The organism is Shewanella mangrovisoli (genome assembly GCF_019457635.1).
In the GTDB taxonomy this organism is placed as follows: domain Bacteria; phylum Pseudomonadota; class Gammaproteobacteria; order Enterobacterales; family Shewanellaceae; genus Shewanella; species Shewanella mangrovisoli.
The window spans coordinates 3,735,762-3,750,675 of record NZ_CP080412.1 but is presented as its reverse complement, the minus strand read 5'-3'; the positions used below and the strand labels follow the sequence as shown (position 1 = coordinate 3,750,675).

Here is a 14,914-nt window from a genome sequence, read left to right as displayed (position 1 = left end):
TACCTTTACTACAGCTAAGTTGAGTCCAAAGTACGCAATCGGGTGACAAATTGCATTTTATTATTGAATGTCGTTCGTTATGTTTTGGACATTTATACGTATAGACGTCCATAATACGCGACATCGGATTGTCAGGGCAAGGTTAAAGTTGGTATAGCATAGGCGAGATAAGGCAGATAAAAACGCTAAAAGGAAAGATCAGATGAAGCAGCTCAGGTTATTACTGTTACGCCATGGAGAATGCGAGGGCGGGGCGATTTTGCGAGGCCGAGTCGATGTGCCACTGAGCGAAAAGGGCTGGCGGCAGATGTCGGCGGCGGTTGAGGCGCAGGCGACTGTGTGCCACGGCATTTATAGCTCGACCTCGAGGCGCTGCGCCGAGTTTGCCAAGGCCTTTGCGGCCGAGCTGCATTCGAGTGCGTCTGTAGGCATAAGTTTAGATGCACCCGCGCCGTCGATGCTCAAGGTCAACCTGCTGGAGGAGTTACAGGAAATAGCCTTCGGCGATTGGGATGGCTGCCTACTCGATGACTTATATCAACACGACGGCGAACGGATGGCGGCCTATTGGCAGAATCCCTGGGAGGTGACGCCGCCCAATGGCGAAGCCATGGCAAGTTTCGAGGCCCGTATCGATGGTGCGATAGAACAGATCCTCGATAAAGAGTTTGGCCTGCTGGCGATGGATGATGAACAGGCCCATGGGGAGTTTAATGCCAACGCCCCCGCGGCCAATATCTGGGTGGTGACCCACGGTGGGGTTATTCGCCACTTGATGTCAAAGGCGCTGGGAGCGGTGAAAACCTTAGGTTTTTACAGTCAGCTCGCCTTACCCGTGGCGGCGGTGGTGACGATTAATGTCCTCGAGGATGAGCAAGGTAAAAGATACTGGCGCTTAGACTGGCCATCGGGCCACTGTGAGTAGCTTGCAAGCATCAGTCATCGACATGATGAAAATTTTCTGATTTAAACAGCATTGCCTAATGGGCAAGATATAGGATAATGCTTTTCCCTGACATTTGAGCCAGATAACACACCCAGTACGTTAAGCTCAAAGGTCGCAGAAATAGGTGTTGGGAATTTTGCGCGATTTAGTGCTATTGCTTAAGGGCAAGAGTGTTCAAGCGCGCCGGATAACCCAAACATAATAGGGAATCGGGGAGCTGCCCGTCAGTAGCCCGAACTGTACCCGCAACTGTGAGTAGTCGAAGCGCTTTGTGTCTTCCCATACGAGTCAGGATACCTGCCTATTTCTGTTTTCGCTGCGTGCAGCCTTAGTTCTCGAGCGGGTAACTCGAGGGAGCAGAAGATGACATTAATGAGTTTCGCCCTGTTAGCCCAAGTGGCAGCAGGCACAGATAACACCAATCAATATCCATGTGGGAGCAATCGTTAGTGATGCATTCCACATCGAGCCTTGCGCCCTTAGCGCCCGCTGCGACCTCCGCCAATATGGCACTTAAGGTCAGCCAATTGAGTTGGGCGATTGAGGGAAAAACCATCCTCTCGGAGATAAGCTTTGCCCTGCCGCAGGGGGAAATGCTCGGGCTGATAGGCCCCAACGGCGCGGGTAAATCCAGTTTGCTGCGCTGTTTATACCGCTTTATTCGCCCTGCTAAAGGTCATATCAGTCTGTTTTCGCAGGATATTAGCGAGCTGTCGCCCAAGGCGTTTGCCTGTAAAGTGGCGGTGGTGCAGCAGGATACGCCGCAATACTTCGATATGACCACAGAGCAATTGGTTGCCATGGGACTCACGCCACACAAGGGGATGTTTGATACCAACTCCAGCGGTGACGGTGAAAAAATTGCTAAGGCGCTGGAAAAGGTAGGCCTCAGTCATAAAGTACATCAACAATACGATCGTTTATCTGGCGGTGAGAAGCAACGCGCCCTGATCGCCCGTGCCATAGTGCAGCAGCCGCAATTGTTGATTTTAGATGAGCCGACAAACCACCTCGATATCCGCTATCAAATTCAAATCTTAGAGCTAGTGCGAAGCCTTGGGATCAGCGTAATCGCCTCGATTCACGACTTGAATTTAGCCAGCGCCCTGTGTGACCACTTATTGCTGCTGGACAAGGGGCAGGTGAGTGCCATGGGCACGCCGGCTCAGGTTCTAACCGAGGAACGTATCGCCGAAGTCTTTGGGGTATGCGCCCAAGTGACGCCCCATCCACAGCATGGTAACCCCTTGATTAATTACTTTTATGGTTATCAAAAGCCCAAGAGCGATGCAGCGGGCGCGGCGAGTGACTCCCATTCAGTTTCGGCTCAAGAGCTACCTCCTGTGGCCTGCGCCTGCCATAACCCTAGCGCGCCAAACGAGGTCTTACAAAGAGCTGCATTGCAAAATGAGAGCGTCGAGAACACGCCATGATAGACACACTTAAACTGGTGACCATGAATTTTTTTAGCCACATTTTTACGCCGCTCACGCGCCAGCAATGGCTCATCTTAGGCTTGGCGGGTTTTGCCCTGCTTACCCCCATCGCCGCCGCGAGTTTTGGTGCGGCCAATATTAGCTTCTTAGATGTGCTGCAGGTGTTTATCAATAAACTCAGTCACTTGTTTATGGCCGATGAGGCCGTGAGCACCAGCAGCATGACAGAGCGGATTGTGATGGAGCTGCGACTGCCACGGATTATACTCGCCTTTGTGGCGGGGGCGGGGCTGTCCTTGGCGGGCAGCGTGCTGCAAACCGTGACCCGCAACCCCCTTGCCGATCCTTATCTATTCGGCATTAGCTCTGGCGCATCCTTTGGCGCCGTGGTCATGCTGACGCTATTCACAGGTTCAGGCCTGTTTGGCAATGCGGGCACGATAGCCAATTCGGGGATTTTTAGTGGTACGGGGACTTTTGCTGGCTTGTTATGGTTTAGCTTACCCTTCGGCGCCTTTATTGGTGCCAGTCTGTCGGTGCTAATCGTGCTGGCGTTAGCTGGGTTAGGCCTTAAGAGCCAGGTAGAACGCATGTTGCTCTCTGGGGTGGCGACCTCCTTTATGTTTAGCGCCTTAACCAGTTTATTGCTGTACTTTGCCAGCCCGCAGGCTACCGCATCGGTATTGTTTTGGAGCCTTGGCAGTTTTGCTAAGGCCAGTTGGTCGCTGCTGGTGCTGCCGTCTTTAGTGGTGCTACTGAGCTTTTTTATTATTCTAGGTTGGAAACGCCAAATTATGGCCCTGCAGGCGGGGGATGAAACGGCCCACACCTTAGGGGTGAATGTGCCTAAGCTGCGCCTCAATATGTTGCTGCTCTGTTCGCTTATCACCGCGATTTTAGTGGCGACCTGTGGCGGCATTGGCTTTGTCGGCTTGATGATCCCGCACACAGTTCGTTTGTTATTCCCCGGTCGTCAGCCCATCTTACTGACGGCGCTGGTGGGCGGGCTGTTTATGGTGTGGATTGATGTACTCGCCCGATGTTTGCTTGGCAATCAGGAATTACCCGTGGGGATTATTACCGCTGCGATTGGTAGCTTCTTCTTTTTGCTGATTTTGCGTCGGCGCAAGCTATCGAATTAGCATGGGTCTTATGGATTGCCGAAATTTAGTACTAAGTGCGTATGGCAAATTGCAGCAGGATGCTTCGTAGTTGTTGTTCTAGAATGTGTTAGCGAATGTACTAGTAAATGAGTTATTAGCAGCGGATCTATCATTGGATCCGACATTGCCACTGGAGTGTGAATGCCTCAATCTGTCCCGTTATTTCAAATCGAGCCTGTGAGTAAAGCGCAGGATCAACTCATCCAGCAAAAGATCGATCTTAAGACTAAGCCGCCCGGCGCTCTGGGGCAGTTAGAGTCCTTGGCGTTGCAAATTGCCCGCATTCAAGGGCCGCAGCAATTACAGATAGTTAACCCGACTATGTTGGTGTTTGCCGGAGATCATGGGATTGCTGCCGAAGGGGTGTCGATTGCCCCGAGTGAAGTCACGCGGCAGATGGTGCAAAACTTTGCCCATGGCGGCGCGGCCATCAATGTGTTTTGTCGCCAGTTAGGCTTCAATCTGGAAGTGATTGATTGCGGTATTTTAACCCCAGTTGAAGATGCCGAAGGCATTATCGACCAACGCCTTGGCGCGGGAACGGCCGCGATTCACTTAGAGCCTGCAATGACGTTCGCCTGCGTGGATAAGGGCTTTGCTATGGCGCAGGCGTTAATCGAGCGTCACCATCAGGCGGGCTGTAATTTGGTTGCCTTTGGTGAGATGGGCATAGGCAATACTTCGTCAGCGGCGGCGATTATGGCGGCCATTATGCAACTCGATGTGGCCGACTGTGTTGGCCGTGGTACGGGCATCAATAGCGAGACTCTAGAGCGTAAACAGATGCTTATCGAACTCGCGCTGCTGTTACACCAGAGTGCGATGACAGGGCCTCGGCAAGTGCTGGCCTGTTTGGGCGGCTTTGAAATTGTGCAAATGACGGGGGCCATGCTCGCCGCTGCCGAGCGCAAGATGCTGGTCGTGGTGGATGGTTTTATTGCGACCGCAGCGGCTTTGGTTGCCGTGAGTATCAACGCGAATGTGCGGGATTATTTGATTTTTGCCCACCGCTCCGAGGAGCAAGGTCATCAGCGTATGTTGGAACATTTAAAGGCTAAGCCCTTGTTATCTTTAGGGCTGAGATTAGGCGAAGGCACGGGCGCTGCCTTGGTATTGCCGTTAATTCAAGCCGCTGTAAATTTTTACAATCAAATGGCGAGTTTTAGTGATGCGGGGATTGAGGCTGTTGTATGATGTGCGCTGCTAAGTGGCTTATTTAAAATAATAACTTTTAGCAGACCTTTTTAATCTTAAACCTTGCAGCAAGTGTTAATTCACTAAGGATGCTTTATGTCAGAACGCGAAAGCTGGCACAAAGAGATAGATTTGTTTTTAGTGGCCATGGGCTATTTTACCCGCATTCCTATGCCCAAATGGGTTGAGGTCGATGCCGACAAACTCAATAAAGCCAGCCGTTACTTTGGCTTAGTGGGCCTGCTGGTGGGGCTACTCAGTGCCATCGTATTTTGGCTTACCCAAAACTGGTTGCCCGCCGGCGTGTCTGTGCTGCTGTCTATGGTCACGGGCGTGCTGTTAACGGGCGGTTTTCACGAGGACGGTTTAGCCGATACCTTCGATGGTTTCGGTGGTGGTTGGACGGCGGAAGACAAGCTGCGGATCATGAAAGACTCTCGCCTAGGGAGCTACGGCGCCTTGGCTTTGATGCTCGTCCTGATGCTCAAGTGGCAATTGTTAGTGGAACTCGCACTTTATGACCCTGTAGTTGCAGGCTCGGCGATGATCGTCGCCCACACTGTGAGCCGCGTAGTTGCCGCCAGCCTTATCTTTACCGAGAAATATGTGCGCGACGATGAGTCCAGTAAATCCAAGCCGTTAGCGCAGCATCAAGGCATTAATGAACTGTTTATTTTGATCGCCAGCGGCGTGTTAGTGCTGCTAGTGCTCAAGGGCATTGCCGCGCTGTCACTGTTACTGGTGATGATAGGTCTGCGTCGTTTGATTGTGGTGATTTTTAGACGCCAAATCGGCGGCTACACGGGTGATACCTTAGGCGCGGCGCAGCAGATCTGCGAAATCGTCTGTTATTTCGTGCTGCTCGTTGTGGGTAGCATACTGTGATCCATTTAGTGCTAGGCGGCGCGCGTAGCGGCAAGAGCCGCTACGGTGAAGCCTTAGTGCGCCAGTATATCGCCCTCGGATTCGATGCCTGCTATCTGGCGACCGCACAGGCGCTCGATGCCGAAATGAGCAGTCGAATTCGTTTACATCAGGATGGACGTGCCAAGGATGATATCGACTGGCAACTCGTCGAAGAACCCTTGGCATTAACCGCTAAGCTCAAACATTTAGCCAAACCCGGCCGAGTGATTCTGGTGGATTGTTTAACGCTTTGGCTCACCAATCAATTACTTGCACAAAGCCCCGAGGCCGAGCCCGCTTCAACGGAATCGGACTTTGCCTTGGATTTTGCCCGCTCTCGCCATGAGCCTTTAGAACACTGGCGGCAGCAGCGTGCCGATTTTATCCAGACCTTAAGCACCCTTGAGGGCGTAGTGATTTTAATCAGCAATGAGGTCGGCTCTGGCATTGTGCCCTTGGGCGAATTGAGTCGTCAGTTTGTCGATGAGGCGGGTTGGTTAAATCAGGCCGTTGCCGAGGAGGCGGATAATGTGACCTTAGTGGTGGCGGGTCTACCACTGGTGCTTAAATCGAGTTAAGACAAAGTATTGTCGACGCATTCTTAGTCAGGGAGCGAACCGATTCCCCTTTAGTTTATTTTCCTCTGTTGAGTGATGTTCTTGCCCATGAATTCAAATAACGCCTCTAATCCTACTTCGGCCTTGTCGCAAAACCAGTTTCAAGATGTTGTAAGCCAAAGTGAAGCTCAGCATTCAGGCGCTAAAGTGCTTATGGTGCAGGGAACAACCTCGGATGCGGGCAAAAGTACGCTGGTGGCGGGGATTTGCCGATTGCTCGCTAGGCAGGGTGTTAAGGTCGCGCCTTTTAAGCCGCAGAATATGGCGCTCAACAGCGCAGTCACCATTGATGGTGGCGAGATTGGCCGCGCTCAGGCGCTGCAAGCCGCAGCCTGTTTTCTCGCGCCGCACACGGATTTTAATCCCATCCTGCTTAAACCAAGTTCGGACACGGGCGCGCAGATCATAGTGCACGGCAAAGCCTTAACCACCTTAGAGGCCTCGGCCTTTTTCGGGGAAAAGTCTAAGAATTATAAAGTCATGGCGCTAAATGCCGTGTTGGAGTCCTTTGCGCGTTTAGGTCAGCAATACCAAACGATTGTGGTTGAAGGGGCGGGAAGCCCGGCGGAAATCAATCTGCGCGAAGGGGATATTGCCAATATGGGTTTTGCCGAGGCGGTCGACTGCCCTGTGATCATCATTGCCGACATTGATAAAGGCGGGGTGTTTGCCCATTTAGTGGGTACCTTAGCGCTGCTGTCACCCTCCGAGCAGTCTAGGGTAAAAGGCTTTGTGATCAATCGTTTTCGTGGCGATATCAGCCTGCTACAGTCTGGTCTCGATTGGCTCGAGGCCCATACGCAAAAACCTGTGTTGGGAGTGTTGCCCTATTTGCATGATTTGCATTTAGACGCCGAGGATGCGCTTATCGAATCGCCCACTAAGCAGGAAAAAAGCCGTTTTAAGGTGCGGGTATTAGTGTATCCCCGCACCAGTAATCACACGGATTTTGACCCGCTTAGACTGCACCCAGATATCGATTTTGATTATGTGTCGCTCCAGACTCAGGCCTCTGCCCAGACGCAGGAGATTGCCGCCGATCTGCTGATTTTACCCGGTAGTAAGAATGTTCGAGCGGACTTGGCTTTTTTGCGCGAGCAAGGTTGGGACAAACAAATTGCCAAGCATCTGCGCTACGGCGGTAAGCTGCTGGGGATTTGCGGCGGCTATCAAATGCTGGGTGAAAGCATTGCCGATCCCATGGGGATTGAAGACACGCTCGGCGTGAGCCAAGGTTTGGGATATTTACCCATTACCACCGAATTTAAGACTGAAAAACAGCTACGTAGGGTCACTGGCCATTTAGCGCTGCAAGGGCAACAAGTAGAGGTGAAGGGCTATGAGATCCACTGCGGTGAGTCCGAATATCTCACGTCCAGTGATGCCGCCAAGAGTGCGCCATTACGCTTGAAAAGTGAGAGTGCTTGCGATCAACAGGCAGAAAAGTCTTTTGCCGATGGCTGTTTAAGTGACGACGGGCAAGTGCTTGGCAGCTATTTACATGGACTATTCGACTGCCCAGAGGCCTGCCAGCTAGTCCTTCACTGGGCGGGGTTGGAGAATGCTCAAGCGATTGATATCAATGATATTCGCGAACAACAGCTGGATCGTTTGGCCGATGTATTAGCCGAGCACCTCGATATGCAAAAACTCGCATCCATTATAAATGCATAAGTGTTAGCAGTAGGAAGAACAAAAGATCATGACAGTAGAGAACGAAAAACAGCTCGACAACGAGCAAGCGCAAATCAAAGCCGAACGCCATAAGGCGCGTCAGCAAAAAGTGAAGGCGGGTGTGGACGCTAAAATTGCCGCCGCCCAAGAAGAAAAAGGCATTCTGCTGGTGCTCACAGGCAATGGCAAAGGCAAGTCGACCTCAGGTTTTGGCACGGTTGCCCGCGCAGTCGGCCATGGCAAAAAAGCCGCGGTAGTGCAATTCATCAAGGGCACATGGGAGTGCGGCGAGCGTAATTTGCTTGAAGGTGCGGGCGTGGCCTTTCATGTGATGGGCACTGGATTTACCTGGGAAACCCAAGACAGAGAAAAGGACACAGCCGCCGCCCTCGTGGCGTGGGAAGCCGCCGAAGCCTTGCTCCAAGATGAGAGTATTGATTGTTTAATGCTCGATGAGCTGACCTATATGGTGAGTTACCATTACCTCGATGTGGAGCGGGTACTCACTGCACTGAAAAACCGTCCGCCGATGCAGCATGTGATTATCACTGGCCGTGCTTGCCACCGCGCGATTATCGAACTGGCGGATACTGTCAGCGAAGTGCAGCCGATTAAACATGCCTTCGAAGCGGGCATTAAAGCGCAGCCGGGATTCGACTATTAAGCCGAGCGGCTAAGGCGGATGGGTGACACCGCGAGCCGCCCTTTAAACCCAATTAGGGCTGTTGTTCCTCGGTAAAATCCGTTAGCGTCTCTATCGTTAGCGTTTTTATCGATAGCGTGAGTAGCATGGGTAACTCAAGGATGATGCGATGAATAAACGTATTGTGATTTGTGCCGACGGTACTTGGAATCGGCCAGAGAAAGACCTTAAGGTGGATTTTCCCACCAATGTGCTGCGTCTGGCGCGGGCTATCAGCCCGATGGCGGCCGATGGTAAACCCCAGCAGGTGTTTTACGACTGGGGCGTTGGTTCTTACTACGATCAAGCCATCGGCGGCGCGACGGGGCGTGGGCTGCACAAAAACATTATGGATGGTTACCGCTACATAGTACAGAACTACTCCCCCGGTGATGAGATCTATCTCTTTGGCTTTAGCCGAGGCGCTTACACAGTGCGCTGTTTGTGTGGTCTTATCAATAACTGCGGCATCCTCAAGCGCCACGATGCGAGGCTGATTCAACAAGCCTTTGACCACTATAAAAAAAGCAGTGCACCCTTTGCCCCAAGCGGCGATAAATCCGTTGAATTTAGACAACAGCATAGCCACGAATCGCGGGAGATTAAGTTTGTCGGCGTGTGGGATACGGTGGGCGCCATGGGGATCCCGATTTCGTTCCTCGGCTTATTCGAAGATAAAGACGAGTTTTACGACACTAAGATTGGCCGCAATGTGCGGGTTGCCCGCCATGCCTTGGCGATAGACGAACACCGCAGCGACTTCGAGCCTACGATTTGGCAACTGCGCGACAATATGGATATGCAGCAGGTCTGGTTTGCAGGCGCCCATAGCAATATTGGTGGCAGTTATCTGCCGGATAAGGATGGCTCGCTATTGTCGGATAATGCGCTCGCGTGGATGATGGCCGAGGCTGAGCGGTTTAATTTGAGCTTAGAGCCGCACCTAGCGGCGAGTTTGCACCGCAATCCGTTAGCAACCTTACACGACTCGCGCCGCAGCTTTTACCGAATTAAGCAATCCTATTTGCGCCCAATTGACCCTAAGGTCGCGCCCGTGTTGCTGCATCGCTCGGTGAAAACGCGCTGGGATCAAGACCCTAAATATCGGCCTAAAAACCTGCAGACCTACCTTGAGCAGTACGGCTGGCCAGAAGAGTTCATCGATTAAATCATAAGGAATATCATGTTAATGCGACGCTTTATTGCCCTCGGTCTGAGCTTGGCGCTGTTACCCATAGCGGCGATGGCCGAGCCTGCAAAACGTATTATTGCGCTTTCGCCCCATGCGGTTGAAATGCTCTACGCCATCGGCGCAGGGGAGTCGATTGTGGCCGCGACAGATTATGCGGATTATCCTGAAGCGGCGAAACAAATCCCCAGTATTGGTGGTTATTATGGGATCCAGATTGAGCGGGTATTAGAGCTTAATCCCGAACTGATTGTGGTGTGGGATACGGGCAATAAAGCTGAGGATATCAATCAACTCAAAAACTTAGGTTTTAAACTCTATAGCAGCTCCCCAAAGACACTTGAGGATGTCGCCAAAGAAATTGAGGAGTTAGGTGAGCTGACGGGACACACAGAGCAGGCGGGTCGAGTAGCGGCGGATTATCGCAGTGAGCTACTGCGATTACGCAGTGAGAATGCGGCTAAATCCGAGCCAAAGGTGTTTTATCAGCTGTGGTCGACGCCCTTAATGACGGTCGCGAAAAACAGTTGGATCCAGCAAATCATCGGCGTGTGTCATGGCAAAAATGTTTTCTACGATGCGGCGAGTGATTACCCGCAGGTGAGTTTAGAAAATGTGTTACTGACCTTGCCCGAGGTGATTTTACAGAGCGAAGAGGAAGGCAATGTCAAAGGGGTTGATTGGAGCCAATGGGCCGAAATCCCCGCGGTTAAAAACCAGCATATTTATCAATTAAATGCCGATTTATTACACCGCGCGACGCCCAGAGCGTTACTCGGAGTAAAAGCCGTATGTGATGCCTTGGATAAAGCGCGTTAGCTAAAGCGTGTAACTAAAGCGTGTTACTAAAGTGCGTTAATCGTCTATTGCAGCAGGGAATGTAGGTAAGGGGATAAAGATGTCGACACCAATCAATGTCAGTGTAGATATCAGTTCAGGCGCCAATTCAGAAATCAGTAATAAGGGCACACTCGTGCTGCTGTGCGGCAAGATGGGCGCGGGGAAATCGACCTTGGCTCGTGAACTGGCCAAGGGTGAACACTGCGTGCTCATCAGTGAAGATGAATGGCTAGCGACTTTATATCCAAATGAAATTAAAGACTTTGATGCCTATATTCATTACGCCGCTCGCCTAAAGCCGCTACTGAAGCGCCACATTGAGGCACTGCTGCAGGCCGGATTAACTGTGGTCATGGATTTTCCTGCTAATACCCTCAATCAAAGGCGTTGGTTGCTGGGCTTGAGTCTCGATACGGGGGTGGCCCATCGACTGATTTATCTAAAGCACAGCGATGAGTTATGTCTGAGTCGCCTTGCCCTGCGCCGCCAAGCAGAGCCAGAACGCGCCCAGTTCGATACCGAAGCCGTGTACTGGCATGTGAGCAGTTTCTTTCAAGCGCCCACGGAAGAAGAGGGCCTTAATATTGAAATCCTTGAGTCATCAGACTGTTGAGTAATGAACTATGTACCAAGTGATAGAGCAAGTGGCGTCGGTTGAAGATTTTATCCGTTTACGGCAGATTTCGGGCCTAAGTCCTCGACCTTTGGCGGGCGTCGTCAAGGCGCTGCCAAAGAGTTTATACGGCGTGCAAATTAAGTGTGGTACCCAAACCGTGGGTATGGGGCGGGTTGTGGGGGATGGGGCGATTAACTTTGAGATCGTCGATGTGGCTGTGGATCCTGAGCATCAAGGCAAGGGGCTTGGCCGATTGATTATGCAGCATATTATGGCCTACCTAGACCGTGAGGCTTTTACGGGGGCTTATATCACCTTAATGGCCGATGTGCCTGAACTCTATGAAAAATTTGGTTTTAAATTCAGTCGTCCCGCCAGCGAAGGCATGTATCTGGTGAAATAGGCGCAGGCTTGCATACACAACAAAAACAATAGGATCCCTTAAAGATGAACACGTTACTGATTTGCTTATTTATCGCTATGTTATTGCCGTATTTGGCCAAAGGCCCTGTCGCATGGGCAATGGCCAAAGCTGGCGGTTATGATAATCATCATCCGCGAACTCAACAGGCGCAATTAACCGGATTTGGTGCGCGGGCACTCGCTGGACATCAAAACGCCTTCGAATCTCTACTGATTTTTGGTTTAGCCGTAGTGACAGTTATCGCCACAGGCAAAGTCACTGCGACTGCTGAGTGGTTAGCGGTTGTGCATATCGTTGCGCGGGTGGCGTATCAGATCTTGTATCTACTGAACAAAGGCACGTTGCGTTCATTGTCTTGGTTTGTGGCGATTTTCAGCGCCTTTGGAGTCTTCTTCCAAGCGTTTTAACGGCCTGGTGTTGGTTAACAGTGATGTGAGTCTCTCAGACCGAAGGAGTTGAGATGAGAGTAGTGGATACTGAGAATCGAGCCTGGTTTTTGTTTGAACATGAGGGCGAATTTTATCTGGATGCCAACTGCAGTATGAGTGCATTTGGTTATCACTATTTGATCCCATTAAATGAACAGGAATCTGTGCGCTATCGTGATATGGGTCGGGCATACTTAAAGCAACTCGCCTACGACATTCATGATTCGGTACCTATTGCTGAAAACAGCCGCTCAATTTATCGAGGCAGAGATCAATCCAGAGAATTTGAACCCTTAACTCGTCGCGCTATTCTGCTATGGCGAGAAAGGCTTCCTCCGACAACTTAAGACTGCACTATAGCCTAGGCTTGACTTGCTGTGTCAAAAATCACAATTGATGAATTTATCGTCGACTTTCTGACATTAGTTAAGCAGTACATGATTTATTGTCACTTAAAAATCTATGTCAAATAATCGCTCATTTTTAATGGTTAATCACCAATTTTGACGGCTAGATGCTGACTTTGGCCTCAAATAGCTAAATTTATGTAATTAAAGGTTTTTGTGTTTTTGTATCCTATTGAATAAAGGTGGTAATTTGACAATTTCAAGCCATTAAATTGACAGTTTTCTTTATGAAAAACCTCAGTTATATTGCAGTTGTTGATACAATTGTTGAGGTTTAAAAACCATGTTACGTCAAATGACCTATGGCATTGTCGCCTTTGCATCTTGGTTTATTTATCAGGATGTTTCCGACCATTTTGGGATGGAGACCTTTGATAAGGTCTTGGTGGAGAATGTGCAACATAAGGTAGAGGCTCGAAAGGCAAAAGCAGCGGCGGAGCAATATGCTCAGCAGCTTAAGCGACAGGCCGCAGCCGACTGCCAAACGACAAACGCATGCACTCAATAACGGCGGTGTATCATCTTTGTTCTTGCTGCGCATAAGTAAGAAGCTGTTCGCCACAGTGTCAGAGTAGAGGGGCAAATAATCCTATTTGCCCCTCTCGGGCTTATGAGCCTTCATTTGCAGAGTTGCCCTGCGAAAACCTGCCAACAATCCTCTTGGTTAATCACGGTTTCTGTTTTACTTCCGCACATTATCTAATCCTACTTAAGCTTATTTTCCGTAAACGTTGGCACAGTCTTGAGTCGATAAGAATCAAAGCGATGGAGCCGAGCAAACTACGAGCTTATTTTGCGAAAATGGCATATCTCAAATTAGTCTGTGAAGATGAATAGTAAACGAAGTGGAACTTTAGCGATGGGATAGAAGCCAATACCAAAATCCGCTAGATTTAGCTGCTCGCTCACTTGGGTGAGTATGTGCAGGTTTTATATTTAAGGATGAAGATGAGAACGCTACAGCTTTTTGGATTTATGCTGACTGTTGCTGGAATTATTCTAGCGACAGTTATGTTCGCGCCTGTAGATAGTAAAATCTCGGAAGCCTCAGCTGGCGCGAGCGGTTTAGGATTCCTGTTTATGGTATTGCCTATGCTGGGCTGCTCGGCATTGATGCTGGTACCTTCTTCAACGGTATTGTTTTTCCACGACGTTAGAAGACGTACCTATTTCACTGGCCATTTCTGGTTAAATCTCTGGAGAGTGAATCTGATGATTTCCCTTGGATATATTGCCCTAGTGCTTTACCTGGCTTTGGTATGGCTAAAGGTAAGCAGTGGTCATTAGAAAGTCATAATTAACACGCCCCAATCACCTTTCGCATGGGGCGTATTATCACTGATTACTTTTGTGTGGCGCGGTAGTGGTCGAAGTTTTCGATATAGTCTTCGAGATTGGCGTCGATCATCTCTTTATAGCGCTCGATATAGTAATCCATCATTTCCTGTTTTTTGGCCTGCATTTGTTCTTTGGATTCAAAGCTGGTGGAGCCAAACCAAGCGTTGTAGCGGGCGACGGCCCACATAAAGGAAGCGCTGACCTCACCGGTTTGGATCTCGGTGTTTTGGTTTTGCTGGTTCGCGAGCTTAATCATCTCGGTGGCACGTTCGTAAAAGGCTTGTTGGTTATCAGACATCAGCAATTCCTATTGTTGGGCAAAATGAAGAGGGCGTTGCGTGCATCGCCCTTTAGGCTGTTACTAATAACCCTAAGGTATTTTGTGGTTGAGGGACAGTCGTGCGCTTCACAGAATCCGTTGATATCACACCAAAAGGCGGCGCCGAAATGAAATATGGGATAGGCGTAACATTTTTCACTGCTTTAGCGAGCGCCTTTGCCGCAGATGCTTGTTGTTACGCCAGTCAGTTTGATATGATCATTTAGCGCTCGCCCTAGTTAGCGGCAAAGCTCCACATCGCTTGGATAAGGCCATTAGCGACTTCAAACACCACCATGACTTCAAAGGGCTCCTCGCGGATGCCGCTGATCCGTTCGTGATCGACCACTTTATTACCGACTACCATACGATTGAGGATCTCGGCGTGCAGATGCGGCAAGTTAAAACGTTCATTCTGATAGAAATCACTAAAGGCAGCCTTGCCTCGGATCACGGGCTCTGTGGCGGGTGGGCGGTAAATACAAACATCGTCGCTAAAAAACGCTACAAAGCTTGCAAGGTCGCGTTGGTTATAGGCGACTAACTGGGCTTGCACTAAGGCTTCGGCTGTTTGTTCTGCTATATGGGGCATTTGCTGGCTCAAGCTATCTTCCTTTAAAATAGGGGCTGAGTCTGACAAGAGACCTTAGCCCGTTAAGGTAAACGAGAAAGGGCTTTCAACGCTTATTATCGTTATCTCAGCCTGCTTTCCCGCTATCGCGATTAATGATGAAT

18 protein-coding genes and 1 riboswitch are annotated in these 14,914 nt (G+C 50.2%); of the genes, 16 read left to right on the top strand and 2 right to left on the bottom strand.

What is annotated here, in order from left to right:
* The first annotated feature begins 202 nt into the window (after positions 1 to 202).
* The 16 genes from K0H60_RS16465 (at position 203) to K0H60_RS16390 (ending at position 13,809) form a co-directional block, all read left to right on the top strand.
* Entirely contained in the window at positions 203 to 925 is a 723-nt protein-coding gene (locus K0H60_RS16465) for a histidine phosphatase family protein (RefSeq protein WP_220056399.1), read from the top strand.
* A gap of 172 nt (positions 926 to 1,097) precedes the next feature.
* Positions 1,098 to 1,265, top strand: a riboswitch (cobalamin riboswitch).
* A 133-nt stretch (positions 1,266 to 1,398) separates the two neighbouring features.
* On the top strand, positions 1,399 to 2,379 hold the full coding sequence (locus K0H60_RS16460; RefSeq protein WP_220058188.1) for an ABC transporter ATP-binding protein: 981 nt from the start codon (positions 1,399 to 1,401) through the stop codon (positions 2,377 to 2,379).
* Positions 2,376 to 3,524 carry a FecCD family ABC transporter permease gene (locus K0H60_RS16455; RefSeq protein ID WP_220056398.1) on the top strand — a complete coding sequence of 383 codons (1,149 nt, stop codon included), beginning with the start codon at positions 2,376 to 2,378 and terminating at the stop codon, positions 3,522 to 3,524. Before K0H60_RS16460 ends, K0H60_RS16455 begins: the two co-directional genes overlap by 4 nt.
* 162 nt (positions 3,525 to 3,686) lie before the next feature.
* Positions 3,687 to 4,739 carry a nicotinate-nucleotide--dimethylbenzimidazole phosphoribosyltransferase gene (gene cobT / locus K0H60_RS16450; RefSeq protein ID WP_220056397.1) on the top strand — a complete coding sequence of 351 codons (1,053 nt, stop codon included), beginning with the start codon at positions 3,687 to 3,689 and terminating at the stop codon, positions 4,737 to 4,739.
* Between the two features lie 96 nt (positions 4,740 to 4,835).
* Positions 4,836 to 5,624 carry an adenosylcobinamide-GDP ribazoletransferase gene (locus K0H60_RS16445; RefSeq protein ID WP_011621638.1) on the top strand — a complete coding sequence of 263 codons (789 nt, stop codon included), beginning with the start codon at positions 4,836 to 4,838 and terminating at the stop codon, positions 5,622 to 5,624.
* Positions 5,621 to 6,223, top strand: coding sequence for a bifunctional adenosylcobinamide kinase/adenosylcobinamide-phosphate guanylyltransferase (gene cobU / locus K0H60_RS16440; RefSeq protein WP_220056396.1), 603 nt, complete (start codon positions 5,621 to 5,623; stop codon positions 6,221 to 6,223). Before K0H60_RS16445 ends, cobU begins: the two co-directional genes overlap by 4 nt.
* A gap of 87 nt (positions 6,224 to 6,310) precedes the next feature.
* On the top strand, positions 6,311 to 7,936 hold the full coding sequence (locus K0H60_RS16435) for a cobyric acid synthase (protein WP_220056395.1): 1,626 nt from the start codon (positions 6,311 to 6,313) through the stop codon (positions 7,934 to 7,936).
* A 28-nt stretch (positions 7,937 to 7,964) separates the two neighbouring features.
* Positions 7,965 to 8,600, top strand: coding sequence for a cob(I)yrinic acid a,c-diamide adenosyltransferase (gene cobO / locus K0H60_RS16430; protein ID WP_011718082.1), 636 nt, complete (start codon positions 7,965 to 7,967; stop codon positions 8,598 to 8,600).
* A gap of 148 nt (positions 8,601 to 8,748) precedes the next feature.
* The gene (locus K0H60_RS16425; protein ID WP_220056394.1) at positions 8,749 to 9,786 is read left to right on the top strand and encodes a T6SS phospholipase effector Tle1-like catalytic domain-containing protein; all 1,038 of its coding nucleotides are present in this window, start codon (positions 8,749 to 8,751) and stop codon (positions 9,784 to 9,786) included.
* Between the two features lie 15 nt (positions 9,787 to 9,801).
* On the top strand, positions 9,802 to 10,626 hold the full coding sequence (locus K0H60_RS16420; RefSeq protein ID WP_220056393.1) for a cobalamin-binding protein: 825 nt from the start codon (positions 9,802 to 9,804) through the stop codon (positions 10,624 to 10,626).
* 79 nt (positions 10,627 to 10,705) lie between these two features.
* Entirely contained in the window at positions 10,706 to 11,260 is a 555-nt protein-coding gene (locus K0H60_RS16415) for a P-loop nucleotide/nucleoside kinase family protein (protein WP_220056392.1), read from the top strand.
* 10 nt (positions 11,261 to 11,270) lie between these two features.
* Positions 11,271 to 11,666 (top strand): GNAT family N-acetyltransferase, encoded by a 396-nt coding sequence (locus K0H60_RS16410; protein ID WP_220056391.1) that lies wholly within the window; start codon positions 11,271 to 11,273, stop codon positions 11,664 to 11,666.
* A 44-nt stretch (positions 11,667 to 11,710) separates the two neighbouring features.
* A complete protein-coding gene (locus K0H60_RS16405; RefSeq protein ID WP_011718077.1) occupies positions 11,711 to 12,094 on the top strand; it encodes an MAPEG family protein in 384 nt (127 codons plus the stop codon).
* 53 nt (positions 12,095 to 12,147) lie between these two features.
* Positions 12,148 to 12,462 (top strand): hypothetical protein, encoded by a 315-nt coding sequence (locus K0H60_RS16400; protein ID WP_220056390.1) that lies wholly within the window; start codon positions 12,148 to 12,150, stop codon positions 12,460 to 12,462.
* A 343-nt stretch (positions 12,463 to 12,805) separates the two neighbouring features.
* Positions 12,806 to 13,030, top strand: coding sequence for a hypothetical protein (locus tag K0H60_RS16395; RefSeq protein ID WP_220056389.1), 225 nt, complete (start codon positions 12,806 to 12,808; stop codon positions 13,028 to 13,030).
* Between the two features lie 440 nt (positions 13,031 to 13,470).
* The gene (locus K0H60_RS16390) at positions 13,471 to 13,809 is read left to right on the top strand and encodes a carbon starvation protein CstA (RefSeq protein WP_220056388.1); all 339 of its coding nucleotides are present in this window, start codon (positions 13,471 to 13,473) and stop codon (positions 13,807 to 13,809) included.
* 55 nt (positions 13,810 to 13,864) lie between these two features.
* Here the strand turns inward: K0H60_RS16390 and K0H60_RS16385 are convergent, their stop codons facing one another.
* Positions 13,865 to 14,158, bottom strand: a complete 294-nt coding sequence (locus tag K0H60_RS16385) for a DUF3144 domain-containing protein (protein ID WP_011621652.1) — start codon at positions 14,156 to 14,158, stop codon at positions 13,865 to 13,867.
* A gap of 256 nt (positions 14,159 to 14,414) precedes the next feature.
* Positions 14,415 to 14,771 (bottom strand): nuclear transport factor 2 family protein, encoded by a 357-nt coding sequence (locus tag K0H60_RS16380; protein ID WP_220058187.1) that lies wholly within the window; start codon positions 14,769 to 14,771, stop codon positions 14,415 to 14,417.
* Positions 14,772 to 14,914: the final 143 nt, after the last annotated feature.